Origin of the sequence: Proteiniborus sp. MB09-C3 (genome assembly GCF_030263895.1) — a bacterium.
Classification (GTDB): Bacteria; Bacillota; Clostridia; order Tissierellales; family Proteiniboraceae; genus Proteiniborus.
The window spans coordinates 967146-992863 of sequence record NZ_CP127161.1 but is presented as its reverse complement, the minus strand read 5'-3'; the positions used below and the strand labels follow the sequence as shown (position 1 = coordinate 992863).

General features: G+C 32.7%; 20 protein-coding genes and 1 other annotated feature. Of the genes, 5 read left to right on the top strand and 15 right to left on the bottom strand.

Features of this window, described 5'->3' with window-relative positions:
- Positions 1-105 precede the first annotated feature (105 nt).
- Together QO263_RS04705 and tyrS are read left to right on the top strand one after the other, a co-directional pair.
- Positions 106-480 (top strand): class II SORL domain-containing protein, encoded by a 375-nt coding sequence (locus QO263_RS04705; RefSeq protein ID WP_285626985.1) that lies wholly within the window; start codon positions 106-108, stop codon positions 478-480.
- A gap of 101 nt (positions 481-581) precedes the next feature.
- Positions 582-783, top strand: a binding site (T-box leader).
- 56 nt (positions 784-839) lie between these two features.
- Positions 840-2063: a tyrosine--tRNA ligase gene (gene tyrS / locus QO263_RS04700; protein ID WP_502928694.1), complete on the top strand. Its 1224-nt coding sequence runs from the start codon at positions 840-842 to the stop codon at positions 2061-2063.
- 58 nt (positions 2064-2121) lie between these two features.
- On the opposite strand, the gene QO263_RS04695 is transcribed toward tyrS, so the two are convergent.
- The gene (locus tag QO263_RS04695; protein WP_285626983.1) at positions 2122-3828 is read right to left on the bottom strand and encodes a methyl-accepting chemotaxis protein; all 1707 of its coding nucleotides are present in this window, start codon (positions 3826-3828) and stop codon (positions 2122-2124) included.
- 294 nt (positions 3829-4122) lie between these two features.
- On the opposite strand from QO263_RS04695, the gene QO263_RS04690 reads away from it, so the two are divergent.
- Positions 4123-5481, top strand: a complete 1359-nt coding sequence (locus tag QO263_RS04690; RefSeq protein WP_285626980.1) for an MATE family efflux transporter — start codon at positions 4123-4125, stop codon at positions 5479-5481.
- 93 nt (positions 5482-5574) lie between these two features.
- Here QO263_RS04690 and QO263_RS04685 read toward each other — a convergent pair whose 3' ends face one another.
- Positions 5575-7281 carry a methyl-accepting chemotaxis protein gene (locus QO263_RS04685; RefSeq protein ID WP_285626977.1) on the bottom strand — a complete coding sequence of 569 codons (1707 nt, stop codon included), beginning with the start codon at positions 7279-7281 and terminating at the stop codon, positions 5575-5577.
- A 322-nt stretch (positions 7282-7603) separates the two neighbouring features.
- On the opposite strand from QO263_RS04685, the gene QO263_RS04680 reads away from it, so the two are divergent.
- Positions 7604-9253: a helix-turn-helix domain-containing protein gene (locus tag QO263_RS04680; RefSeq protein WP_285626974.1), complete on the top strand. Its 1650-nt coding sequence runs from the start codon at positions 7604-7606 to the stop codon at positions 9251-9253.
- Between the two features lie 85 nt (positions 9254-9338).
- Here QO263_RS04680 and QO263_RS04675 read toward each other — a convergent pair whose 3' ends face one another.
- The 10 genes from QO263_RS04675 to QO263_RS04630 all read right to left on the bottom strand — a co-directional run bounded on the left by QO263_RS04675 (position 9339) and on the right by QO263_RS04630 (position 20091).
- Positions 9339-9959 carry an NUDIX hydrolase gene (locus QO263_RS04675; protein ID WP_285626970.1) on the bottom strand — a complete coding sequence of 207 codons (621 nt, stop codon included), beginning with the start codon at positions 9957-9959 and terminating at the stop codon, positions 9339-9341.
- 150 nt (positions 9960-10109) lie between these two features.
- On the bottom strand, positions 10110-10631 hold the full coding sequence (locus QO263_RS04670; protein ID WP_285626968.1) for a peroxiredoxin: 522 nt from the start codon (positions 10629-10631) through the stop codon (positions 10110-10112).
- A gap of 128 nt (positions 10632-10759) precedes the next feature.
- On the bottom strand, positions 10760-11884 hold the full coding sequence (locus QO263_RS04665) for a TMEM165/GDT1 family protein (protein WP_285626966.1): 1125 nt from the start codon (positions 11882-11884) through the stop codon (positions 10760-10762).
- Positions 11885-11931: 47 nt separating this feature from the next.
- Positions 11932-13335 (bottom strand): putative bifunctional diguanylate cyclase/phosphodiesterase, encoded by a 1404-nt coding sequence (locus tag QO263_RS04660; protein ID WP_285626962.1) that lies wholly within the window; start codon positions 13333-13335, stop codon positions 11932-11934.
- Between the two features lie 130 nt (positions 13336-13465).
- Positions 13466-13930 carry a hypothetical protein gene (locus QO263_RS04655; protein WP_285626960.1) on the bottom strand — a complete coding sequence of 155 codons (465 nt, stop codon included), beginning with the start codon at positions 13928-13930 and terminating at the stop codon, positions 13466-13468.
- A 41-nt stretch (positions 13931-13971) separates the two neighbouring features.
- Entirely contained in the window at positions 13972-15075 is a 1104-nt protein-coding gene (locus QO263_RS04650) for a DUF871 domain-containing protein (protein ID WP_285626957.1), read from the bottom strand.
- Entirely contained in the window at positions 15068-15403 is a 336-nt protein-coding gene (locus QO263_RS04645; RefSeq protein ID WP_285626955.1) for a PTS sugar transporter subunit IIA, read from the bottom strand. Before QO263_RS04645 ends, QO263_RS04650 begins: the two co-directional genes overlap by 8 nt.
- Before the next feature lie 122 nt (positions 15404-15525).
- A complete protein-coding gene (locus QO263_RS04640; RefSeq protein WP_285626951.1) occupies positions 15526-16806 on the bottom strand; it encodes a PTS sugar transporter subunit IIC in 1281 nt (426 codons plus the stop codon).
- A gap of 26 nt (positions 16807-16832) precedes the next feature.
- Complete coding sequence (locus QO263_RS04635) at positions 16833-17153, bottom strand: PTS sugar transporter subunit IIB (protein WP_285626948.1); 321 nt, start codon at positions 17151-17153, stop codon at positions 16833-16835.
- A gap of 244 nt (positions 17154-17397) precedes the next feature.
- Positions 17398-20091, bottom strand: a complete 2694-nt coding sequence (locus tag QO263_RS04630) for a sigma-54-dependent transcriptional regulator (RefSeq protein WP_285626945.1) — start codon at positions 20089-20091, stop codon at positions 17398-17400.
- A 122-nt stretch (positions 20092-20213) separates the two neighbouring features.
- Here QO263_RS04630 and QO263_RS04625 point away from each other — a divergent pair, with 122 nt between their 5' ends.
- Positions 20214-20909: an RluA family pseudouridine synthase gene (locus tag QO263_RS04625; protein ID WP_285626943.1), complete on the top strand. Its 696-nt coding sequence runs from the start codon at positions 20214-20216 to the stop codon at positions 20907-20909.
- 14 nt (positions 20910-20923) lie between these two features.
- Here QO263_RS04625 and QO263_RS04620 read toward each other — a convergent pair whose 3' ends face one another.
- The 3 genes from QO263_RS04620 to QO263_RS04610 form a co-directional block, all read right to left on the bottom strand.
- Positions 20924-23158: an EAL domain-containing protein gene (locus QO263_RS04620; protein ID WP_285626940.1), complete on the bottom strand. Its 2235-nt coding sequence runs from the start codon at positions 23156-23158 to the stop codon at positions 20924-20926.
- Between the two features lie 269 nt (positions 23159-23427).
- Complete coding sequence (locus QO263_RS04615) at positions 23428-24444, bottom strand: lysylphosphatidylglycerol synthase transmembrane domain-containing protein (protein ID WP_285626937.1); 1017 nt, start codon at positions 24442-24444, stop codon at positions 23428-23430.
- The gene (locus tag QO263_RS04610) at positions 24425-25495 is read right to left on the bottom strand and encodes a glycosyltransferase family 4 protein (protein WP_285626934.1); all 1071 of its coding nucleotides are present in this window, start codon (positions 25493-25495) and stop codon (positions 24425-24427) included. The genes QO263_RS04615 and QO263_RS04610 overlap by 20 nt, the downstream gene beginning before the upstream one ends.
- Positions 25496-25718 lie beyond the last annotated feature (223 nt).

Below are 25718 nucleotides of genomic sequence, written 5' to 3'. Positions count from 1 at the left end.
TGCATAGTTCTTGGATAACACGACTTTGGGTTCAGAGGAAAATAAAATTCCCTTTGAACCAAGTCTTAGTTTATGAATACATTATAATAATTAGGAGGTAAGTATATGCAAAGCTTAGGTAAATTTTTACAATCTGGAGATTGGAAAGGTGAAAAACACGTTCCAGTAATACATATTCCTGAGAAGGTAAAGGCAGGAGAAGAAATAGAAATCAAGGTTTTAGTAGGTGAAGAAATTAGTCATCCTAATACTCTTGAGCATCATATTTCTTGGATAAAGGTATTTTTCCATCCTGAAGGCGCAAAATTCCCTATAGAAGTAGGTAGTTTTAACTTTTCTGCTCATGGTGAAGGAGAAGTATTTAATGAGCCTGTAGTAGTTACTAAAATGAGAGCTGGTAAATCAGGTACTGTTCATACTATGAGCTATTGTAATATTCATGGCTTGTGGGAAAATTCTGCTAATCTAGTTATTGAATAATAGAGATTTAAAGAGAGAATCCTTAGATTTAAGGATTCTTTTTTAATAATACTCTTGACAATCAGTAAAAAAAGAATTATCATATACTTCAAATCATATAGTTACAGGCTATGAAGGAATTAGTAGTACTTTATGGTTATTATTAGAGAGTAGGCTGGTTGGTGAAAAGCCTTCAATCCATAAAGCATGAATTACACTCTGGAGTCTCAATATGAAAGTATTGCGTATGTCATACGATATAATGACTATAAGGCATCTTTTGATGTAAATTAAGGTGGTACCACGGGTTTTCTCGTCCTTACAGGACTCGAGAAAGCCCTTTTTTATTTTTAAAATTATTAGTTAAAGGAGGAAATATAATGAATGTATTTGATATTTTACAGGAAAGAGGATATATAGCACAAACAACTCATGAGGAAGAAATCAGAGAGCTTTTAGGAAAAGAGTCTGTTACATTTTATATAGGATTTGACCCTACTGCAGATAGCTTGCACGTAGGACATTTTATAGCGATGATGTTCATGGCTCACATGCAGAGAGGAGGCCATAGGCCTATAGCCTTAGTTGGTGGCGGTACTGCTATGATAGGCGATCCATCAGGAAGAACTGATATGAGACAAATGCTTACTAAAGAAAAAATTGAACATAATGTAAGCTGTATAAAAGAGCAATTAGGAAAATTCATTGATTTTAGCAATGATAGAGCTTTGATAGTCAACAATGCTGATTGGCTATTGGATTTAAACTATGTTGACTTCTTAAGAGAAGTAGGAACTCACTTTTCTGTAAATAGGATGTTAACTGCTGAATGCTTTAAACAAAGATTAGAAAAAGGATTGTCGTTTTTAGAATTTAACTATATGTTGATGCAAGGATACGACTTCTATGTATTAAACGAAAAATACGGATGTAAAATGCAATTAGGAGGAAATGATCAGTGGTCTAATATGATTGCAGGTATGGAGCTAATAAGAAGAAAAACTGGTAAGCAAGCATATGCCATGACATGTACTCTTCTTACAAATAGTGAGGGAAATAAGATGGGTAAAACAGCAAAGGGAGCTGTATGGCTAGACCCAGAAAAAACCTCTCCTTATGAGTTCTACCAATATTGGAGAAATGTCGATGATGCTGAAGTTAATCAATGCCTAAGACTTCTAACATTTATACCAATGGATGAGGTTAAAAGACTTTCTGCTCTTGAAGGAGCTGAAATTAATGAAGCAAAAAAGGCATTAGCATTTGAAGTAACTAAACTCGTTCATGGTGAAGAAGAAGCACGAAAGGCTGAAGAAGCATCGGCAGCCCTATTCGGTAGTGGTGGTGATTTAGAATCTATGCCTACAACTGAGCTTGAAAGATCCACTTTTATTGAAGGCATAGGAATTTTAAATCTTTTAACTCAGGTTGGACTTACAAAATCTAATGGCGAGGCAAGAAGACTAATCACTCAAGGCGGAATATCTATTGATGATAATCAAATAAATGATCCGAGTACAATAATCACCTTAAATGATTTCCAAGATGATAAATTAATTGTTAGAAAAGGGAAAAAAGTTTATCATCAAATAAAGCTAGTATAAAACATTCGGAAAATTGGGTTAGGTCATAAGAAAATGACAGGGAAGCTCCCTGTCATTTTTACATTTTGATTTGTGCTATATTTTGATGAAGCTCTTCGGCTAATCTTGCTAAGTCGTTGCTGGTTGAAGCTATTTCTTCCATAGATGCAGTTTGCTTCTCTGTGGCAGATGATACATTTTGTATTTGCCCTGATACTTCCTTGCTTATGATTTCAACCTGAGCAGAGGATGAAACTACATGCTCACTTCCCTTAGCTACTTGATTTATAGATTCAGCTATGATACTAATTTGGTCATTTACCTTGTTTACTAAGTCAGCAATATTTTCGAAGGACTTTTCTGTAGTATTGACTATATCTATTCCCTTATTGACATTAGTCATGCCCTCTTCCATAGCTAAATTCGCTTTTTTTATGATTTCGTCATTATTCACTATCAATTGATATATGTCTTCAGTTGCTTTTTGAGATTCTTCTGCTAGCTTTCTAACTTCCTCTGCAACTACAGCAAATCCCCGACCTTGATCTCCTGCCCTTGCTGCTTCTATGGCAGCATTTAGCGCTAACAGATTTGTCTGTTCTGCTATACTTTGAATCAAGTTAGTCATGTTTTCCATCTTTTTCGAGCTATTGGTAACCTCAGCTAATGATTCTTTAACATGATTTGTGCTTTTAGATATATTATTCATTTGAGAAATTACTTCTTTTATATCTTTTTTCCCAACATTTGTTTGCTCAAAGGCATCATTGCTTAGACTGTTGATTTCCTCTGAATTACTGTAAATTTCTTGAATACTTGCAGATATTTGCTCCATTGAGGAAGTAATGTTCAAAATTTCTCTTAACTGCTTTTCTGAATTCTGTGCTACTTCTATAGATGAATTAGCTATACTTTCAGCAGCCATTGCAGATTCCTCAGAGGTTGCAGTTAGTTCCTCAGAAGAAGCTGCTACCTGTTCAGATAAAAATGTAACATTAGTCACAAATCCCTTGAAATTCTCTAGTATAGTTTGCAAAGATGACGAAATTACTCCAATTTCATCTTTTCGGTTTAGGAACTTATCCTCTATATTTATACTAAAATCTAAATTTGCAATTCCTCCAGCACGTTTAGTTACCATTTCTATAGGTTTTGATATGTATCTACTGATTATTGATGAAACTATTACGGCTACAATTGCTGATATAACAATTATTATAATAGTTAAATACCTTAAATTGTTCAGCTCTTTTAATACCTCATTTTCTGGTGCAGTTACTGCAATAGAAAGTCCTGTTTCTCCTATAGGAGCATATCCATTTAACTTGTTGATGCCTTCAAATATATATGAGGCTTGTCCTGTTTCTCCAGCCATCATTTTTTTAAAAAGAACAGCTAGGGATTTATAATTAGAATCATTTTTTATGTTTTCATATTTTAATTTATCTGACATAATTAGGCTTTCGTCTGGATGAGCAGCAATATTGCCCTCCTTATCTATAATAAAGGCATAACCAGTTTGTGCATATTTAATATCGGAAATTGCATGATCTAATGAGCCTGAGTCTTTTATAATACTAAGCTCTGCATAATTAGCAGCACTTTTAGCCAATTGAATTAAATTATCCTCTGTATTCTTAAGCAAAGCTTTCTTTGCATTCAGATAGGATGGTAACCCTAGGCTTATGCATATAACCAATGTTAATATGATTAATATAAAGGTCATTTTAATTTGCAAGTTATTGAGGCTAAAGGATTTTTTACCCCTAATTTTCTCTTGTTTCATATAAATTCCTCCTGTTATTTTTTTCTCTATGTAAGTCAGCTATTGTTGATTTATACCCTTTTTGTAGGCATTCTAACACTTTTTTGAAAAATATATAACACCAAATCCCCTTGGTAAAGCTTTATAGTCTTTGATGTGTAACAAGTCTAGTAATTATATGTTCATATTACCATATAAGTGCACTATTTTCCATATAATATTGGTAAAAAACAAATGCCTATTGACATACTAAAGGAAAATCAATAGAATTTTAATAATTGAAGCGTATAAAAATAACAGTATAGGAGGTAGTAAATGGATAGAGCACAATTATTAGGTGAAGAGAAAATAGGGAAATTATTACTTAAATTTTCTATCCCAGCCATTGTAGGTATGATAGTTAATGCCTTATATAATATAGTAGATAGGATTTTTATAGGAAATTTTGTTGATTCTCTAGGTTTGGCAGGTGTTACTATAGCCTTTCCAATTATGATTATTATTATGGCTTTTGGTATGCTCGTGGGTATAGGAGGTACTTCACTAATATCCATAAGATTAGGAGAAGGAAAAAAAGAAGAAGCGGAGCTTATACTAGGAAATGCAATGGTTTTGTTAGTAATATTCTCAGCATCTATTTCTATTCTTGGTTTAGTATTTTTGGATCCATTGCTTAAGCTCTTTGGAGCAAGTCCACAGGTTTTACCTTATTCAAGGGAGTATTTAAGCATAATATTATTTGGCGCAGTCTTTCAAACTATAGGATTTGGAATGAATAATTTTATTCGTGCAGAAGGAAATCCTAGAAGAGCTATGTCTACAATGCTTATAGGAGCTATACTTAACACAATACTCGATCCAATTTTTATCATAGTATTTAATATGGGGATTAAGGGGGCAGCATTGGCTACTATTATTTCTCAAGCAGTTTCTGCTGCATGGGTATTAAGTTATTTTTTTAGGAATAAAAGTTCCCTTGAAGTAAAAAAAGAAAACTGGAAATTGAATTTATCAACGGTAAAAGGTATACTTGCTATTGGTTCTGCTCCTTTTGCAATGCAAGTAGCAGCAAGTGGAATAACTACACTCCTAAACCATAGTCTCAAGACTTATGGGGGAGATTTGGCTATTTCAGCCTATGGAGCGATAAACAGCTTTTCAACAATATTGTTAATGCCCATATTTGGGATTAATCAAGGTTCTCAGCCTATCATAGGCTTTAACTATGGAGCAAAAAAATATGATAGGGTTAAAAAGGCTTTGATGCTTGCGATTATGGCAGCAACGTCCTTTACAATAATTGGTTTTATCGTTACTAGGCTATTCCCTGCACAGCTTGTAGCATTGTTTAACAGCAAGGACAAGGAGCTTATAAGTATTGGAGCTAATGGAATGAAAATTTTCTTTACTATGCTTCCTATTATTGGATTCCAAATTGTTAGCTCAAACTACTTTCAGGCCACAGGCAAGCCAAAGCAGTCTATGCTCCTTAGCTTATCTAGGCAGGTTTTGATGCTCATTCCAGCTATATTGATATTGCCTCGTTTCTTTGGTTTAAATGGTGTATGGATGGCTGGTCCAACTGCTGACTTTTTCTCTTTTCTGCTAACAAGTACTTTTATTATACTTGAATTGAAAAGATTGCAAACAATGCATGATGAAAGCCAAGTCTAGCTTATAAAAAAATAATTGTATAAACTAAAAAAGTTAGAAGCTTCAACAAAAAAACACTTGTGAAACTTCTAACTTTTTTGCTTTTAATATTTTCTATAACTTGACTCGAGCAATACTTTGCTGTAGTTCTTCTGCTAGCTTAGCCAAACTTTGACTGGCTGAAGCTATTTCTTCCATAGATGCTGTCTGCTCTTCTGTTGCAGCTGATACGTTCTGTATTTGTCCTGACACTTCCTTGCTCATATTCTCTAATTGAGTAGAAGATGATACTACATTCTCACTTCCCTTAGCCACCTGGCTTATAGACTCGGCTATGAAGCTAATCTGTTCACTAACTCTTTCGATAAGCTCTGCAATGCTTTCAAAGGTTTTCTCAGTAACATTGACTGTATCAATTCCCTTGCTGACGTTATTCAGGCCTTTTTCCATAACTATGTTAGCTCTCTGAATTATTTTATCATTGCTCATTATCAGTTGTTGTATATCTTCTGTTGCCTTCTGCGATTCTTCTGCCAATTTTCTGACTTCCTCTGCTACTACTGCAAAGCCTCTTCCCTGATCTCCAGCTCTTGCAGCTTCTATTGCTGCATTCAATGATAGTAAATTTGTCTGCTCTGCTATACTCTGTATTAAATTTGTCATATCATTCATCTTCTTTGAACTGTTAATGACTTCCTCAAGTGATTCTTTAACATTATCTGTACTCTTGGCTATACTATTCATTTGAGAAGCAACTTCCTTTATGTCACCTTTTCCTTTGCCTGATTGCTTGAAGGCCTCCTTACTCAAATTATTGATCTCCTCTGTATTGCTATATACTTCTTGAACACTTGCAGATATCTGTTCCATAGAAGATGTAACCTCTAATATCTCCTTTAGCTGTTCTTCTGAATTATGTGCTACTTCTGTAGATGAGTCAGCCACGCTTTGAGAGGCCATTGCTGATTGCTCAGAAATTGCAGTTAATTCTTCTGAAGATGCTGCAACCTGTTCTGCAGAACTCATAACATTGGATATGAATTTTCTTAGATTATCTAAAATAGTCTGGAAGGATGTTGCTATTCTCCCTATTTCATCATTTCGATTTAGATAATTGCTATCAACATCTACACTAAGATCTAAATCTGCAATGCTTTCAGCACGTTTTGTTATTGCTATTATAGGCTTCGATATAGAAGTACCAATTATTGAAGAAATTATTATACCTATGATTATTGCTATAATGCCAATAATTACACTTGAATTTCCAAAGTTCTTTAATCCTTCTAATATTTCATCCTCAGGTGCAGTTACTGCAATAGACCAGCCTGTACTACCAATAGGAGCATATCCATTTAACTTTTTTACTCCTTCAAAAATATATTCGGCTTCCCCTGTCTCACCAGCCATCATCTTCCTGTAAAGAGCTTCTAATGATTTATATTGGGGATCATCTTTTATATTTTCATACTTTAATTTCTCTGACATAATTAGATTATTATCTGGATGAGCTATAATATTACCCTCTTTATCTATAATAAATGCATATCCAGTTTTCGCATATTGAATATCCTCCACTGTACGATTTAATGAATCTATATCCTTTGAAACAGAAGCCTCTACATATTTTGCAGTGCTTCGCGCTATCTGAATTAAATTATCATTTGCTTCCTTTAATAGAGCCTTACTTGCATTAAAATATGACATTGATGTCAAACTCATGCATATGATAAATATCGATAGTGTCAATACTAGAGTTATTTTAGTATTTAGACTTTTAAAATTAAATAATTTTGTGTTTTTTATTCTTTCTTGCTTCACTTTGCATGCCCCCTAGAAGTATATATTTGTCATTAGGTATTGATGTAATTTTCGTATAAAATATATTATATCTGTTCTTTGATTAATAATATGTTTTTATGTTACGATTAGTCGATAATAAAATGGCTATGCGAATTTTGGAGAATAATCTAGATATTGTCAGATATACGTCTAATATTAGCACAAAGAAATATGACTTTTCCCTACATGTCATGTTTTTGTCAATGACAATTTATTGTCTTTTAAATGTTTTTTAAGTTGAATAGGTGTAGTTATTAAAAGTAGCCATTATGCATTTAAAGATTATATTGGGGGTAGTTTTATGAAAAGTATTTTAGAATTTGGGGAATGTTTAAGAATTATACTCTCCTCGCTAAATATGACCTATAATCAATTAGCCAGAGGAATAAATGTGGACCCTTCTTTAGTGAGCAGATGGGTAAATAACAAAAGAGTTCCTTCTTATAATTCTAATCATATTCAGAATATAGCTAAATTTATTTCGAACAGCATAACAAATGTCCAACAGAAGCAAAGCATCACAGAGGCAATACATATGCTTAATAGAAATAAGAAAAATGATAAATTCAAAAAGATAGAAGACATATTAGAAAATATTCTTTTAGTTGGCCAAGAATATTCTATTGCGAATAAAAAAAATACTGAAGATAAAACTAATTCACCATATTTTGGGACAGGCTTCTCGGAAAAGGAGTTTATTCTAGCAAGTGGTGATAATACCCTATCCAGCGAAGATAAAATCAATATGCATAGCTACTGGTCATGTAATGAGTGCGTTATAGTTGGAGAGCAATATGTCTTATCTAGTGTTGCAGATATACTTTATAAAGCTTCTAAAATGAATGGAAGGCATTCAGAGCCTATTCTTATAACATTAAATAATGGTGTAGAGCTTTTTCTATACAATCAAGTTTTTTCTAATCTTATAGAAAAATATTTTATAAAAGTTCTAGAGAATGATTGGAAAATAGTTATCTCTTTGCTATTAAGAGACGATAAAAAAAGTAATATAAAAACCATAAAATTTATTCAAAAGTTCGCTAAATATGAAAATTTCAAAATTTTTTATTTTAAGGAGAGCAGTCCCCATATTAGAGGGACTGATGTCATTATTGTCCCTGAAATTGGCGCTATAGTATGTTTATGCTTCTTAGATTACATAGGTTATTCTTTTGATAGCGCTTTTTACTTCAAAAATCAAAAAGCCATCAACATGCTTTTATATTATTATTATAAGTCCATTGCTTATTATTCGCCATTAATAGTGGACCGCTTTAATAGCAGAGATATTTTCTTCTGTAAAAGCAAAGCAGAAAATTTAAATAGATTAGGAAATAGATACCTCTATAGTAACAGTATTGATTCATTAACTATGCCTACAGGACTTTATGAAAAATACCTTAGAATGTCTAGTCCAACAAAAACAGAATTTGAAAAGAAAGTCAGATATCAAAATAATAGCTTGCAGACATTTGATTTTGGCAAAAAAAACTGCTTATACAAGAATATTTACATAAGAGAAGACATAGAAAATTTAATAGCTAAAAGAGATTTTCTATTAGTCGATGGATATCATGTTCAGTTAAAGTCTAAATTAGATCAAAATGATATTATTGAGTACATCAATAACATCATATATTTATTAAAAAAATATGATAATTATGAAATTGCATTAATAAGCAAAAAAAGCAAAAATATATTGCCAGGTTTTTGCTTTGAAACTAAGGGAATAAGTTCTTTACTCATTAGTACAATAAATCCTTTAGAAAATACATATTCAAATGTATTAAAAAATCAAAAATCATCTTTTAGTTTTCTAATCAATGAGCCTGTTATTGTGAAATCTATAAACGACCTCTTTATAGAAGCCTGGGAAGCAATTCCCGAGGTTAACAAAAACAAAAATAACATAATAGCTTGGCTGGAAAACAGTTTGAATAATCTCTTATAATAACTATACAAAGGTTTTATAATTATACATTGAATCTCTTCACTTTGTATTTGATTTTTAAAAAGCAAGTAAGCTCACTTGCTTTTTATTTTATATCTTTTTTGACTATATTAACAAAGTTTTTAATAAATCTAGCAGTCATACCCCATATTACATAATCCCCATAGACATAAAAATGCACAGCTTGACTGCCCTTATTCCAATTATAGCCTCTGCCATTTTGTATTAGATGGTAGGGAAAATTCTCATTAGGAGTAACCTCTAGCCTTGTATAATGTGTTTCCGGTTCATTATTTAGAAAAAAGTCCAAGGGTACTGTAAATACATGGTCTACTTCATTTTCACTATACTGAATATAATCTACATCAAGGTTCTCAAGTATCCCTACAAAACCATATATGGCACTATTTACAGATACTATATAGTCTAGCTCTCCTAATAAAGCTATATTATCAGGCTCAATATTTAGCTCTTCGCAAGTCTCTCTAATGGCACCTTCTCTAAATGTCTCTTTTTCTTCTATTTTCCCCCCTGGAAATGATATCTCATTTGGTTGCCTGTCTAGTTTTTCTGAACGAACCTCAAACAAAACATTCCATTTCCCGTCTATATTTATCAGTGGTAAAAGCACAGCATAATTATTTTCTAGCTCCAAGGGCTTTCCTTTACGCTCTTTAAACATCTGTTCAACATAAAAAATATCCATTAAACCACCTCATTATCATACTATCATATTTCTTATTTTACTTCATTGATAGCAAAAATAATAGCAGAGAATAAGTTCCCTGCTATATTTGCTAAATTTACTTTTATTTATATTTTTATTTATAGCAATGCCTATGCAAAGTGTAGATTGCTATAATAGTTCATCTCCTTCATTCCAGTCCACAGGACATAGTCCCCCTGCCTGCAATGCTTTTAGTACACGTAATGTTTCTTCTACGCTTCTTCCTATTCCAAGGTCATGAACCACAGAGTATCTGACTACCCCTTCTGGATCAATGATAAATAGCCCTCTTAAAGCTATGCCTTCTTCTTCTATAAGAACTCCATAGTCCCTAGCTGTAGACTTTGTCCTATCAGAAGCTAAAGGAAATCTTAATTGACCTAAATCTCCCTTTATCCAAGCTTTATGTGAATGTTCACTATCTGTACTTACTGCTAGCACTTCCGCTCCTGCTGCCTTAAATTTTTCAAACTTATCACTATAGGCTTTTATCTCTGTAGGGCAAACAAAAGTAAAATCAAGTGGGTAGAAAAACATTACTAACCATTTGCCTTTATAGTCATTTAGCTTAACTTCTCCAAAATCTTCACCGTTAATCATTACTGCCGGCATAGTAAATTCTGGTGCAGGTCTTCCAACTATTCTTTCCATCTATTTTCCTCCTTATGTTTAGATATAATATTCTTTGATATATTTATTCCCTAATGATATCTTTTTAAACATAATATATATTGAGGTTTTTACCTGCATAAATGTATATTAATTTTGCTTTTATTTTCTTAATTTATTTCTTCAACCCTCTGTCTTATTCTAATATAAAGTCTTTCATTTCTTTTCTTCATAGTCTTATAATATCTTTTTATATTTCCATCAAAAGGAAGTGGCTCGCCAAATGCTATGATTTCCAAAGCCTGTCTCACTTTGCTCACTACATAATTTTCATCTGAACTATAACTATACTTTATTAAATGAGATATAGTTAGTGCTAAGGCCTCAATTACTTTTCCCTGTTCAAAATTCTTTGAATTATAATTTGGCATGTTTTCCCATTCAGATGGTAATATATATGTTCCTTCCTCTGTAGCAGATTTCAAAGCTTTTTTTGTGAAACCAATAAGGCACTTACCTTCCATACACTCTTTACATTGAGATTCTCCCAAACATATATTCTCAACAGCTTCTTTTATTTCATTTGCTTGAATATAAAGAGCAGCAGCTGCCTCCTGCATAGGAAGTCTTTTTCCTGCACTTCTTGATTTTAATGTTGGTTTTAACAGTAGATAAACTGACACAGATAAAAGTATAAAATAAAAAATAATATTGATTACGGTTATATACTTTGGAGGAACTGTTTGAAAGAGCTTTAAAGTACCAAAAAATAAGAATATTCCAGATGAAGCAATTTTGATTCCAAACTCAGGGACCTTCTCTCCAATTATACTTCCAACAAATATCCCTAGACTGCTTGTAGCCAACATTCCCAACACTGTTCCAAACAGTATAAATACGGGATGAACTGCATCTGTAGCTAATGTCATGGCTGTAAGCTGAGTTTTATCACCTAGTTCTCCCACAAAAAATGCTAAGGCTACAGTTAAAACTGGACCAAAGCTTTTTTTATTATCTTTTTTCTCTTCATCATCTTCACTTCTCAAAGTCCATAGGCCAAATGCAATAAATAATATCCCTGCGGCCATTTGTATATTATCTAACGGAATAACATTCGACAAATAAGAACCTAAAGCTATGGCAATACCATGATTTAATGCAGACCCAATTAGCACCCCTAGTAAAACCTTCTGTACCCTATATTGTGTTGCAAATGTCATAGCTAATATTTGAGTCTTGTCTCCCATCTCTGCTACGAAAATAAAGAAAAAGGCCTTTAAAAGTTCCTTTACCATTAGTATCCCTCCACCGATTAATTAAGTAATCATAGAAAACGAGAGGATTAAGCGCTCTCGTTTTTCTTCGTCAAAAGTTCTTCAATTTTTCCTGCTGAAACTGGTGGACTATAATAATACCCTTGAATGAAATCGCCACCATTATTCATTATAAAGTCAAGCTGTTCTTTTGTTTCAACACCTTCAGCTACTGAGTTTATCTTAAGCTCACGAGAAAGGCTAAGTATTATTTTAGCAATTACTCCATCATCATTATCTGGATAATCTTTAATAAATTCTCTATCTATTTTAATATTATCAAATGCTAACTCTCTAAGATATCCTAATGATGAATACCCTGTGCCAAAGTCATCAATAGATATTGAAATCCCCATAGCTTTTAATGAACAAAGCTTCTCATTTATATCCTGTCTGTTCTCTACTAATGTCCCTTCTGTTATTTCAATGCCTAAATATTTCCCTTCCAGCTCACATTCCTCTAATATTTCTCTAATCTCATCGCTAATTTTATTATCCTTAAATTGAACAGGAGATAAGTTCACAGAAACAGGGATTTTAGGTAATCCTTTTTCCTGCCATTTCTTATTTTGTTTACATGCTTCCTTAATAACCCAATTACTTATGTCATTTATAACACCTATTTTTTCAGCAATAGGTATAAATACAAAAGGTGGTATTTGTCCAAGTTCGTCATTATCCCACCTTAGTAAAGCCTCTACACCTACCATTTTGTTGGTTTTGGGATCAATTTGCGGTTGATATAAGAGACTTAGCTCCATATTATCAATTGCAGCTCTCAATAGAGTTTCTAATTTAACATCTTTTCTCAGCTTTTCCCTTATGCTTTCACTATAATATACATAATTTGCATTATCACTTTTTTCTGCCCAATCTGTTGATAGGATTAAATCATTAATCATTTTATTAACATTATTATACTTGTTTGTAATAGATAGTATTCCCATTGCCATATTTATAAATATTATTCCTGCCTCAGTGTTAAAGCCAATACTAATTGTCTCATTTAGTGATTCAATAATGGAATCCAAATTATGTATATCCTCGTCCATATTTACTAATACAATAAATTCTTCCTTGCCACTTCTAAATAATTTGCCTATTCCATTGAAAATTAGTTCAATTCTTCTAACCATACTAATTATAACTTCATCCATTAATCTATATCCATAACCAGCAACGATTTCATTATAGTTTGTTACTCTAATAGATATCAAGAACTGTTTTTTATCTCCTGCCATTTTTGATTCTATTTTCTTTGCTAAAAACTCATTTAAATGTTTTTCATTTGGAAGGCCTGTTAATGCATCATACTTATCCTGTTTAGTAAGCTGGTCTTCAATGTATTTTTCACCATTACGCTTCCGTTGTCTTGCTATAATTACAATCAATAATGCAACAATAATAATTAAAACTAATAATACTTCAAGCATAGCTATATATCTTCCTCTCTATGTAGTCAACCATAATCTTATCTAGGACATGTATATTTTACTACAAATTTCGTTTATTTTCCATAAAAAAAGAATCCTTTTATCAACAGGATTCTTTTTAGACCACGAGCTATCTTAAAAAAGTTTCTATCATTTTAATATGTCCTTCTTCTTCATGTATGATTCTAGTTAGTGCCTTGTAGCTATTTGTTTCAGCATCCTCTTTTTTTCTGACAAGCAGCCCCTGTATTCTAATGACAAGAGCTAAGTTTTTTTGTTCAAAATCTAAGGCTCCAGCCAGAAGTTTTTGAACATCATCTGCCTGAGAATGAACTAAGCTTCTTCTAAATTCTAAAACAATCTTTGATATTGAATCATAAACATCAAAATCAATCTGTATGTCCCTAAAATCTGATACATCTTTTTTTATACTTTCATATATTTCTATATGCCTTCCTTCTTCTCTCACAAATACACCAGCAGCTAGCCTCACACGCTCGTTTATGTTAGGGTTTTTCTGAAGCATTTTATAAAATTCTAGGGCTTTTTTTTCGATTTCAATTATCTTGTCTATTATATCTATTATTGTGTACATTAGTAGAATTCCCTTCCTATAATCAAATTTAGTCTATTTGATTATAACATAGGGTTTTGACACTTTTCAACAAAGATAAATTTTTGCCAAGGTCTTATATGCTCTAGAAGATATATTTCTTCTTCATCTATTTTAGCCACTATACTTGTTTTACCGCTATTTTTCATAGACTTTAGTGCTATTTGAAGTTCCCCTGCATATCTCTCATATAGACTACTGTCTAATAAAACATCTCCTATCTCAATGTCTTTAGCATTGAATACTTGAAAATGATGACCTGCATATTTTTCTCTGCTTTGAGTAGAACGTATCATATATTCTGATACATCTCCTCTATTGAAATGGATTTCATCTAGTATAATTTTCCTTTCAGTCTCTGGTACATTTTTATATATATTCACACTCAGACACAAAATATTCTTATTCATTTCGCCAAGCAATTTAAGTTCATCTTCGGAAGCAAAGCTATTTGCTATTATTACATTATCAATTAAATCTGTATTAAATAAATCCTTGGCTTGGATTTCTATGGGGATCTCCCTGTGTTCCTCTAAAGTGCAAAGTCCTTCATTAACCGGCCATGGACCAAAAGTAGCTGCTTTCGAGGAGATGAAAGCAGCTGTTTCTATTCCATAATCTTTATACCTTCTAGAGCATTCAATAAAGTGTTTTCTTGAAAGTCCAGTATATCTGTGAGGATAAAAATTATGGCAGCCAATAAGATTCTCCTTGTTTGGAATATAAGATAAAATATTATCTAAATATCTTGTTCCATTGCTCATATTTATTTCAATCTTTAATCCATATGGGTTAAAGGTCATTATGCTCTCTTCAATTCCGGTAAAACCTAAGTCAAGCCTTATACCCGCTAAACCTAATTCCGAAAAAAATCTTAGCTCTTTATAATCAATATTGAACTCATAAAAGATTGAAGGAGATATATCTGCTATGACTTCCATTCCTAAGGATTTAGCATAATTCATAATTTCACTGAATTCTCTAATAGCTTTTTCCTTATCCCCCTTCATAGAGATAAGGCAGGTAAACACTCTAGTAAATCCATGCTTTGCCGCCAAGCCTAGATATTTTTTATTTTCTTCTATGCTAGCATTTTGAGGATATATAGAAACTCCTAATTTATGCATTTAAGCAGCCTCCACTTAATATTTCACTTATTTTAGAATACAATTCAACAAATTCCACCGCCATATCCTTTACAGTTAGGGCATTCATTAAATGGTCCTGTGCATGTACCAGTAAAAGTGATAGCTCCTGTTTATTGCCCTGTGCTTCTCCTTGAATTAAAGCTGTTTGAGTCTTATGAGCCAAGGAAATCTTTTCGTTAGCCTCATCTATTTTTTCTCTTGCCTTATGAAAATCTCCAATTTTTGCATAATGAATTGCTTCCATGCAGGAGCTTCTAGCCTCCCCACTGTGGTTGATTAAGTTTATTATAATCATCTCGAATTCCATATATATCTCTCCTTAGGATTAGTAAACTAGTCTTCATAATCTATCAAGGAATAGCTTTTACTATGTTATAAATTATTGTAGTGTTAAAGGGCTCAACACCCTTTAACACTATAAATACTATACTATGCTTTAGCTTTTTTGTCTTCTCCTCTAACTTGCCTTTCAGCAAGTGACACGAATGGTAGGTAGATTAATGTAGCTATCCCCAAATTTATCAAAGCTAAAAGACCTGCAAGCACACTCCTTAAGCTTCCGCCTGTTGCTAAAAATGCACCAATTCCAGGTGGTGATATCCAAGGTATAGCAACATAAGTTGGAGGAATCAATCCTGACACAGTTGCAAGATATGCCACAAGTGTAAGTACTGCTGGTGTAATTAAAAATGGAATAAATAGTATTGGATTAAGAACTATTGGAAGTCCGAACAATATTGGTTCATTGATTTGGAATATTCCTGATGGTGCTGATAGTTTAGCAACAGCTTTGTATTCCTCTCTCTTTCTCACAACAATAAATATGGCAATAATTAATGCTAATGTTGCTCCAGAACCTCCTAGATGCACATACGTATCAAAAAATACTCTAGTAATAGCATTAGGTGCAGCTAAACCCTGTTGAATTGCGCTTGCATTTGCTTCAAGAGCAGGTAAGTATAATGCGTTCATTATAGGATCTAGTATATTTGCTCCATGAAGTCCAAAGAACCAGAATAGATTTATCAATACTGCTAGGAACATGGCTGAGCCTACACCTTGGCTAAATCCTTGCAATGGCTTCTGAATTCCGTTATATATCATATCATATAAACTGCCCCAGCCTGCTAAGGAGATTAATAAAGTAATAATACCGAATACTGTTAAAGCAATAACTCCAGGAACTACTGCCGCAAAAGCCTTTCCTACTGCTGGTGGTACACTGTCTGGCATCTTGATAATAATCTTTTTCTTTGTTAGCTTCACGAATATTTCTGTTGCTATTAAAGCTACTATTAAACCTGTAAATAATCCTTTTGCATCTAGGTATCCCCAGTGGATGTATCCCCAGCCTGCATCTCCATGGGATTGAGGAAGAGTTGCAATATATGCTCCTACTGATATGATTCCTGCTGCAAGGCCATCTTCTCCATATCCCTTTGCTAGATTGTATCCTACACTAAATACAACTACTAAGGTCATAATAGCTAGTGTACCCCACCATACACTGTCGCATATTCCCTTTAGAACTTCCAAACCAGGTATCCATGAAAACAATGTGTTTTTAAATACTAATGCAAATGAACCCGCTAATATCAAAGGCATAATTGCTACAAAACCGTCTCGAATAGCCACAAGATGTCTTTGTGCACCTATTTTAGCTGCAATAGGAACAAATCGTCTTTCCATGAAACTAATGAAACTATTCATCCTTTATCCCCCTTATTGTTTTTTATTTACTCCACTTTTGCCATCCCCATTAGTCCCAATGCCTGATTTAATACCTTTTCCCCGTTCATCATTCCATAATCTATGCCGTTAATTACATCTACAGGTATTCCTTTTGGTCCTAAAAGCTCCTTCATTTTTGTTAAAAGAAATCTAACCTGAGGACCAAGCAATACAACATCTACCTCATCTAGATGTTTTTTTACATCTGCCTCTGCTACTGCAAATATGTTTACTTCAATATTATTCTTTACTGCCGTAGCTCTCATCTTAGTTACTAGTAAGCTAGTAGACATTCCTGCAGAACAAACAAGCATAATTTTAATCATGACAATGTCTCTCCTTTCACTAATGTGATGTCTTTTCTACCCTCCTTAAAATATATTTATGTGTTATAACACACTAATATATATTGCATAAACCTAGCCAATTATCTCAATAGCCTAAAAATTCTTTTAAGTCTCATAGGCATGGTATTTTAGCTGCCTGAGGGAGAAAATCATTTCAATAATAAGGGGTTTTTATTGATTTTACTGTGTAATAAAAATAAATAATGTGTAAAATCGCCACACACTATTTCACACTATTATTATTTGACAAAAACAGCTTGGTTATATGGGCTAGTTCACTTTCCTCAATATTGATCCCATATTGCACTTCTAATGGCTCTAAGCATTTTTTAATCTGTTTTAATTCTTTTCTGTATATGTCTTTGTACTCACTTAAATTGTCAAAGCTTCTAGAACTAATGCCATTTAAGATATTATCTACTAAAAAGCTAATATGTAATGCAATACCCATTTTTACATCGTTTGATATCTTCATTTTTAAATCCTTTTCAATACTTCTTATTACATGCTTTACCTCACCTGCAATCTCTTCGCCCTCAACAATGACCATATGATCATTTAGAGATTTTCCTATTTTGAAAAATATATCTTCTTCTTTTATTATTTCTTTTATTTTGTATATTCCATACCCGTCTAAGATTTCAATGGCAGGTATGAAGGGAATATGGCCTGTATCCATATCCACTGTTCCTACTATGGCTAGAATGTTATAGCTTTCCTTTAGCTCATCTAATCTTTTCTTAAAGTCTATATTGATATTGATTGGGATTATTTTGATTTGTCCTTCTTTTTTTATCTGCTCTTCTATTATTCCCATCAAGCGTTTTGATGAACCCTCGCCAGTGAAGCAGGCCGTTATTATGGCATCCATTCTTTTATTTTTCCTTCTTTCTGATTTTTCATTGGATTGCATGTTTTTTTCTATAATAGAATAGTATATCTCCTTTAATTCATATCCCATCATAGCTTTTCTGCAAACATCAATGACTAAAGGAGTACTTACCATATCAATGGTCTTACATTCTATTCCTGTGTCCTCCATAATCATGTCTCCAAAGCTAGTAAGAGAACCCATATCTACAAGTATTATTACACCCCTGTCTTCATTTATGTCTAAAGCCTTTCTCTTAGCTATTTCATACATTGCTTCAGGCTTCATACTGAGAGGCATATCTAAAGCCTCTGCGTATTCTTCCCCTATGAGGCTGTTAGCTACATCTGCCATACTGCTTGCAGTAGTCTTCCCATGCATTATTACAAGAACTCTTACTTTGTTTGACTCTTCAATATCGGCTTTAGATGAAGTGGCAGAGAAAAACATTGCTAAATAGCCAATCTCATCTATGGGTGTTTCTATGCTAAATTTATTATCAATTAGTTTAGCTATTTTAGTGGCAAATAGGAATTCTTCTTCATAATTTATTCTAATAAAATTTAACCTGGGATTATATATTTTTTCGCCTTTTTTAACTCTTTCAATACTCCTTTCTAAATGCAATGCCAAGCCAGAATATATTTTTTCATCAAATTCTTTTAGCAAGCTTTGTTGTGCTAATAGCAGTATTTCTTCTACTAGCTTCAGTACTTCTATGTTTACTATTTTTGAAAGCTCTTCTCTTCTAAGCTTGTCAGATATATTGCCAATGTATTTTTGAAAATGAGTTTCTATGTCTATATTCAGTATCTCGTTAGCTTCTTTTTCGTCAATGCCAATATTTTTTAAGGACTCCAGCTTTTTTTCAATTGAACTATAGAAATCTTCGCCATTACTGTACTCATCACCAATGTAGATTTTTTGCTTTTTATCCTGATTAAACTTCAATATATCATCTGTGGAATTCAATATTTGTTCAATTTCTTTTCTATGGTATTTTATTTTCATCAGACCCTGTATTACATGGTTGGGCAAATCAGATTGGCTTATGAGTATGTAGCTATCATTGCTTGATTTGTAGTTCAGAAAGGCTTTTGCACATGCCAGCTGTATATCACTCTTTAACTGTCCTATATTGCTTGGACAATCATAGAGCAAATATGCAACAAGGGAATTTTTATTTATGTATATGCTTTTACTGACTCTTAAGGATTCTTCTTTTATGAAGGTTTCTATAAGAGAATACCTTTCCATTAAACTCCTGTCTCCTAATGCAGGTAAGGTTATGACCATAGGTATCCTTCTCGTAAAGGTTTTGAGTAGATAAGACTGAGGTTCTTCAGTAGTAGCAGCAACTATTCTTACATTAGCGTATTCAACAACTTCGGCCGTTCCCAAGGGCCTAAAAAAGCCCTTATCTATATATGTAAACAACATTTCCTGTCCTTGAGGAGATAGTCTGTGCACCTCATCCAGAAATAGAAATCCTTCATGTGCCTTTTTTAAAAGACCATCTCTGTTAGTATCTGCACCAGTATAAGCGCCTTTTCTGACACCAAATATTTGTGCTGTTAATAGATTAGGATTATCTGCATAATCTGCACAGTTAAATCTTATAAAAGGAGCTTTTTCCTGTAGTACCTTAGATTCCACAGCGAATCTATACATTAATTCTGCAAACATTGATTTACCAACGCCTGTTTCTCCTAATATTAATGTGTGCAGCCCTCTAGGGGGATATAAAACAGCAGCCTTGGCTTTTTGTATAGGTATGGCTAAGCTTAAAGCTGCACCAACCATTTTATCCAAGCTGTATTTGCCATTCTCTATTTGATGAGATGAGTCTTTAATGATTGATTTGTATAAAACAGGTCTTCCCTGAATCTTTTCAACCCTGTTTTCCTTATATAATATATTCAAATATCTACTAGCATTGGAACGGTTAATATTCATAGCTGCTCCAATATCAGAAGCAGAGACACCTTCAGGCATGCTTTCTTCTAGCTTACAAAGCACTTCATATACCTTATCAATAATACTCATTTTTCTCACCTCTAATAGCACACTTTATTTATAATAATATATCATCTTCCTAATTTTATCCATTGATATTTCTATAATTTTCTGAAAGAATTAATTTAACATATTATATGAGGAGATTTCAAATGAAAATAAATATACTTTTTCAGGATAAAAGCATAATTGTGGTTGAAAAACCACCTAAAATGCCATGTCAAAGTGACAAGACTCAAGATGAGGATTTAATGAGTTTATTAACAAAGCAATTGATGGAAGATGGTGCAGAAGAGCCCTATCTAGGACTTGTACATAGACTTGATCGCCCTGTAGGCGGAGTATTAGTTCTAGCTAAAACTAAGGAGGCAAACAGAGTATTGTCGAAGCAAATATCTGAACATAAATTTACTAAGGAATATCTTACAGTAGTCTGTGGTATTCCTGCTAATCCACATGGTGAGTTAAGAGACTATTTAAAAAAGCTTATTACTATAAATATGAGTAAGGTAGTGGATAAGGGCACAAAAAATGCAAAGGAAGCTATTTTGCAGTATAGCCTCATGGCCACAAAAACTACTGATAAATACGGTGATATTAGCCTTCTTAATGTAAACTTAAAAACAGGACGGCATCACCAAATAAGAGTTCAGCTCTCTAATGCTGGATTCCCTATATGGGGAGATAATAAGTATAATAAAATTTTTGTTAAAAAGAAAGAGTGGACTCAGATATCTCTTTGGGCACATAGAGTTGCCTTTAGACATCCTGTAAGCAACACTCCAATTGACTTTACTAGTTTTCCTTATGATGAGTATCCTTGGAGCATTTTTGAGATTGATAAATGATAGTTGCTCAGCTATCATTTATCAATAAAAAACTTTTCAAATTCATCTGGTGGAATAGGCTTGCTATAATAAAATCCCTGTGCCTTATTGCAGCCATTTTTCTTTAAAAATTCAAGCTGTTCTTTTGTCTCTACACCTTCTGCTATTACTTTTAAATTCAACTCATTAGCAAGGATTATAATAGCTTTTGCAATTTTCTCATTTTTGCTATCTAATTCTATATCCTTAATAAAGGATCTATCAATTTTAAGTTCGTCTACATTCATCTCTTTTAGTTTATATAAGCTTGAATAACCTGTTCCAAAATCATCTATAGAGATACATATTCCCAGTGCCTTTAATCTTTTTAACATTTCAAGAGTATACTCTATGTCTATAATTGCTATTGATTCTGTGATTTCTAAAACAAAATAATTAGGATCAATTCCAGTTTCATTGATTATTTTTAATACTGTCTCTGCAAAATTACGCTGCTGAAATTGCCTCGCAGAAATATTGACAGAAACCCTCATAGGCTTATGGCCTTTTTCTACCCATGCTTTTTGTTGCATGCAAGCAGTTCTTAGTACCCATTCACCTATGGAGACGATGAGTCCTGTCTCTTCAGCTAATGGGATAAATCGTGCTGGACTAACAAGCCCTTCTCCTGGTTTTTCCCATCTTATCAAAGATTCCATTCCAACTATATCTCCTGTTCTTATATCTATAATTGGCTGGTAGAATAGCCTTAATTCGTTATTTTTCTCGGCTTGTCTCAGCTGATTTATTAGAATTAGATTATCCATTTCTTTCTCACTTAGCTCTTTCGTATATATAAAGTGGCTATTTCCACCATTGCTCTTAGCCTTGTACATTGCTATGTCAGCATTTTTCATTAAAGACTGGATTGTTCTTCCTGCTTCTGGATAAATAGCTATACCAACACTTGTGGTTAAAAACAAATCATAGGTGGATACAACAAAGGGTTTTTTGAAATCTTCTATGATTTTATTAGCTAATAGTACTGCTTCCTTTTCACTTTTTATATCTAGCATTAAAACTAGAAACTCATCTCCGCCGATCCGTGCTAATACATCAAACTTCCTTATAAGCCTGCTTATTCTTTTTCCAATTAAATCTAGCACTCTATCGCCGAAATCATGTCCCAGTGTATCATTAATTTGTTTGAACCTATCTATATCAAAATAGAGCAAAGCAAGTCTACTATTATCCTTGGTAGCTTTGTTGATGGCTTCGTTTAAGGTTTCCGTTAAGAAAAGCCTGTTAGGTAAGGATGTGACATTATCGTAATATGCAAGGTCGTGTATTTTCTTTTGATGTAAAAGCAAATCCTTATTAGCTGATTGCAGTTCTTTTGTCCTCTTATTTACCTCTGCTCTTAATCTTTTATTCCATATGAAAAAAAGTGAGATCACTAAAAGTATTAATCCTACCACAGCTAGAATTTCTTTTATGTATGATTTAATGATATCTTTTCTGTCAAATATCTCTTCCCCAAACCATTTTCTATATATTTTATCGTATGTACCACTCTTCCTTAAAATCTCTAGTCCCTGATTTAGAAGGACAGCTAGATTTTCATTGCCATAATATGTAGCAGGTCCGTATTCAGTAACCCTCATAGGCTCTCCGACTATTTTTACTAAGTTCGGTTTCTTTAGCTTTTGAAGATAGTACACACCCGTTAGCTTATTGCCAACGCAGGCATCCACCTCTCCATTTAACAAGGCATCTATTGCTTGCTTTTGATCCTTTTTAGGGAATAGAATGACATCTGGAATGCTGCTAATAATCTCATGATTTATATCGCCTTCTTGAAGTGCTACTGAGGCCCCAGAAAGATCTTCTATCCCTGCAATGATACTAGTTTCTTTCATTACAAAAATAACCTGAGAATTGATTACAGTAGGAGCAGTAAATAGAAACCTTTTTTCTCTATCCTCCGTTTTAGATATTCCTTGTATAGCATCTACTTCTTCTCCTTCAAGCGCTTCTAATGCCTCGCTCCAATCCATAGGTATAAGTTCAATATCTAGTCCTAATTCGATAGATAATGCATTCATTATATCTACATTGAAGCCCTTATAAATTCCGTTTTCATCTATATACTCATAAGGTGGATGATTATTGTCCCCAGCTACACGTAAAGTAGTTGAATTATCAGTTAGTGCTTTTTGCGGAGCCCTGTTTAAGACAAAGAAAAATAATATGACAATTACCAAGAAGCAAATTGACATTTTCTTTCTCACAATAATAATCACCTCTCCCAATTTAAAGCTTAACTCAAATGGAATTATTATCTAATACTTGTTTTCTTCTACATATTTTTTCAAATTCCTTCAAAATATTTCATTTTCATTATGATTAAAATAAAAAATGAGAATTGAAAAAAATTTTACAATAAAATAAAAAAACAATAGAAGTCCATTCGCCTTTAAGCCTAAAGCTAAATGAAGCCCTATTGTCTCATATTTTTATAGTCTCTAGTTTTAATCCAAAAATATTAAAATTTTTAATTTCATATTCCCTGAATCCTTGTTTCTCTACGGGACAACAATGTAAAAAGCCCACCAAATAACAGGTTAAAATAAAACGTTATAATTCTCCAAACTAGTACAGCAGTACCAATAATGTTTCTACCAAAAAACAAGCTGAAAAACATGTAAAAGCTTCCTTCTGCACCACCACTTGCTCCAGGTATGGGAATAAAGGAAGTAATCATAACTACAAATGCCTTAGCTGCAATCATATTGCCTATAGAGCTATCTCTTAAGCCAAATGCTCTATAAATAAAATAAGGTATAATAAAGAATGATAATAGCTGAATCATAGTAAGTATAGATGTCTTAAGAATCAACAGAGGATTGCTTCTAATAACTATAAAGCTGTCACGAAACAAAATTAACTGTTTTTCTATCTTTTCAACTAGCTTATCTGAACTTTTTATAATTCTAAGTCTTTCTAATATCCTACAAAAAAATACTACTACAGAATTAGCAAAATTCATATATGATGAAAGTAATATTAAAAAAAGTACTACAGCAGTATTTACAATAAAGCCTATAGTCGCAAGATGAGTAAAATTTGATAGCCTAGTTTTAAAAAAACCTAATTTAAAAATTAGTATTATAAAGGAGTAAAGAGTTAAAACTGATTGATATATTATAAATTTTCCCGTTAAAATAGAGCCTGCTATCCCAATCTTCACTCCATTTAAGGATAACTCATATGCTTGAGCAGGCTGTCCACCTGAGGCAAAAGGAGTTATTGAATTAAAAAATTGACCAGTCATGGTTACCTTAAAGGAATCCCTAAATTTAATATCTGCACCTAATGATTTGGCTATCATATGGAGTACTATGGCTTCTAAAAACCAGTACATGCCCATAGCTACAATAGCGAGAATAATCCAATAAGGATTTAATAATAAAAGCTGCTTTTTAAATTTATCTATTCCATTAGATAAAATAATATAAGTAAATACTCCTACACTAAATATTAATCCTAAAATAAATTTAGTTAGATTCTTTTTCATATTTTCTACCCCAAAAACGTTTTGTCTTTAAATCCTTACTTATGCTATCATAGAACTCTCTCCAAAGGTATAACACATGCTCCTTTGAATAGTATGAGCTTCCTCCAATTGACTTCTTTCTTGCAGTCTTATAAAAATTCTCATCATTTTTTAAATTATATAGTATTTCTTCAAATCCTTTATTATCTTTTGCTTTTAGATAATAGCCAAATAATATGTTCTTATAGATGTCTATATCTCTCAAAACTATTGGCACATGGCAGTTCATAGCCTCTAGAATAGACATAGGAAATAATTCATTGTATGAAGGAAGAAAGAAAACATCAGACATATTATATACAGAGTTCATATCATCACGCTCAACAATTCCTATGAATTTAACATTCTCAGGTGGTGAATCTACTATATCCTTTAGCTCCTTATAGCCACTCGTAATCTTTCCAAAGGAGAATCCTCCAGCCCATATGAATTGAACATCTGGCATGTTCTTTGCAATTTTTACAAAATCAAGAACTCCCTTTCTCGTCTGAACTTGCCCCACTCCTAATACAACAAATGCCTCAGGGTCTATTCCATATTTTTTTCTTACCTCTTTCTTTTTGTTTGCATCATATGGATAAAAATCCTTGGAAGAAACAAAATTAGGTATGTAGGTCACCTTATCTCTATCTATTCCATATTCACAAAGCTTGTCAATAAAATAAGGATTTACAGTTACTAAGTAATCCATTTGATTGTAGAATGCTATCATATACTTATAAAAAGCCTTTTTAAAAAGCACTGGCATGTCCAAGCTTTCTTCTACAGTTTCAGGAAGAAAGTGAACATATCCAACTGTTGTTCCTGATACCTTTGTGAAGGGTAAGCTTAAAAAATGCTTAAGGTCTACAGTATGATAATGTGTAATATCTGAAAACTTAAATTTATTTATTTCCACCTTGTATTTGTCTGATAAACCATTCTTAACAAGATTTACTTGTTCTATATAAGCAGAAGCAACACCTTGCCCTTTTACTTTTTCGGCAGATGATAGCATATTTATAGTAGTCATAAACATCACTCCAGAAATATAATTATATAAACTTAGTCATTAAAACTTTAAAAAGTACTTCAATATTATTTCCTATTGCAGAATTTAACCAAATAAGCCTGTATTATGATTATAACCTATAAATATTAAATTTAGTATATTATATGTATTAAGAATTTATTAATAAAAAAGCCTAGGAACTTATATAAGATTCTTAGGCCTTTGTAAAATAAGCACTATTTAT

Excerpts from the sequence above, each read along its gene's own strand:
- QO263_RS04705 (WP_285626985.1), top strand. The coding sequence starts at position 106 with ATGCAAAGCTTAGGTAAATTTTTACAATCTGGAGATTGGAAAGGTGAA.
- tyrS (WP_502928694.1), top strand. The coding sequence starts at position 840 with ATGAATGTATTTGATATTTTACAGGAAAGAGGATATATAGCACAAACA.
- QO263_RS04695 (WP_285626983.1), bottom strand. The coding sequence starts at position 3,828 with ATGAAACAAGAGAAAATTAGGGGTAAAAAATCCTTTAGCCTCAATAAC.
- QO263_RS04690 (WP_285626980.1), top strand. The coding sequence starts at position 4,123 with ATGGATAGAGCACAATTATTAGGTGAAGAGAAAATAGGGAAATTATTA.
- QO263_RS04680 (WP_285626974.1), top strand. The coding sequence starts at position 7,604 with ATGAAAAGTATTTTAGAATTTGGGGAATGTTTAAGAATTATACTCTCC.
- QO263_RS04675 (WP_285626970.1), bottom strand. The coding sequence starts at position 9,959 with ATGGATATTTTTTATGTTGAACAGATGTTTAAAGAGCGTAAAGGAAAG.
- QO263_RS04670 (WP_285626968.1), bottom strand. The coding sequence starts at position 10,631 with ATGGAAAGAATAGTTGGAAGACCTGCACCAGAATTTACTATGCCGGCA.
- QO263_RS04665 (WP_285626966.1), bottom strand. The coding sequence starts at position 11,884 with ATGGTAAAGGAACTTTTAAAGGCCTTTTTCTTTATTTTCGTAGCAGAG.
- QO263_RS04660 (WP_285626962.1), bottom strand. The coding sequence starts at position 13,335 with ATGCTTGAAGTATTATTAGTTTTAATTATTATTGTTGCATTATTGATT.
- QO263_RS04655 (WP_285626960.1), bottom strand. The coding sequence starts at position 13,930 with ATGTACACAATAATAGATATAATAGACAAGATAATTGAAATCGAAAAA.
- QO263_RS04650 (WP_285626957.1), bottom strand. The coding sequence starts at position 15,075 with ATGCATAAATTAGGAGTTTCTATATATCCTCAAAATGCTAGCATAGAA.
- QO263_RS04645 (WP_285626955.1), bottom strand. The coding sequence starts at position 15,403 with ATGGAATTCGAGATGATTATAATAAACTTAATCAACCACAGTGGGGAG.
- QO263_RS04640 (WP_285626951.1), bottom strand. The coding sequence starts at position 16,806 with ATGAATAGTTTCATTAGTTTCATGGAAAGACGATTTGTTCCTATTGCA.
- QO263_RS04635 (WP_285626948.1), bottom strand. The coding sequence starts at position 17,153 with ATGATTAAAATTATGCTTGTTTGTTCTGCAGGAATGTCTACTAGCTTA.
- QO263_RS04630 (WP_285626945.1), bottom strand. The coding sequence starts at position 20,091 with ATGAGTATTATTGATAAGGTATATGAAGTGCTTTGTAAGCTAGAAGAA.
- QO263_RS04625 (WP_285626943.1), top strand. The coding sequence starts at position 20,214 with ATGAAAATAAATATACTTTTTCAGGATAAAAGCATAATTGTGGTTGAA.
- QO263_RS04615 (WP_285626937.1), bottom strand. The coding sequence starts at position 24,444 with ATGAAAAAGAATCTAACTAAATTTATTTTAGGATTAATATTTAGTGTA.
- QO263_RS04610 (WP_285626934.1), bottom strand. The coding sequence starts at position 25,495 with ATGACTACTATAAATATGCTATCATCTGCCGAAAAAGTAAAAGGGCAA.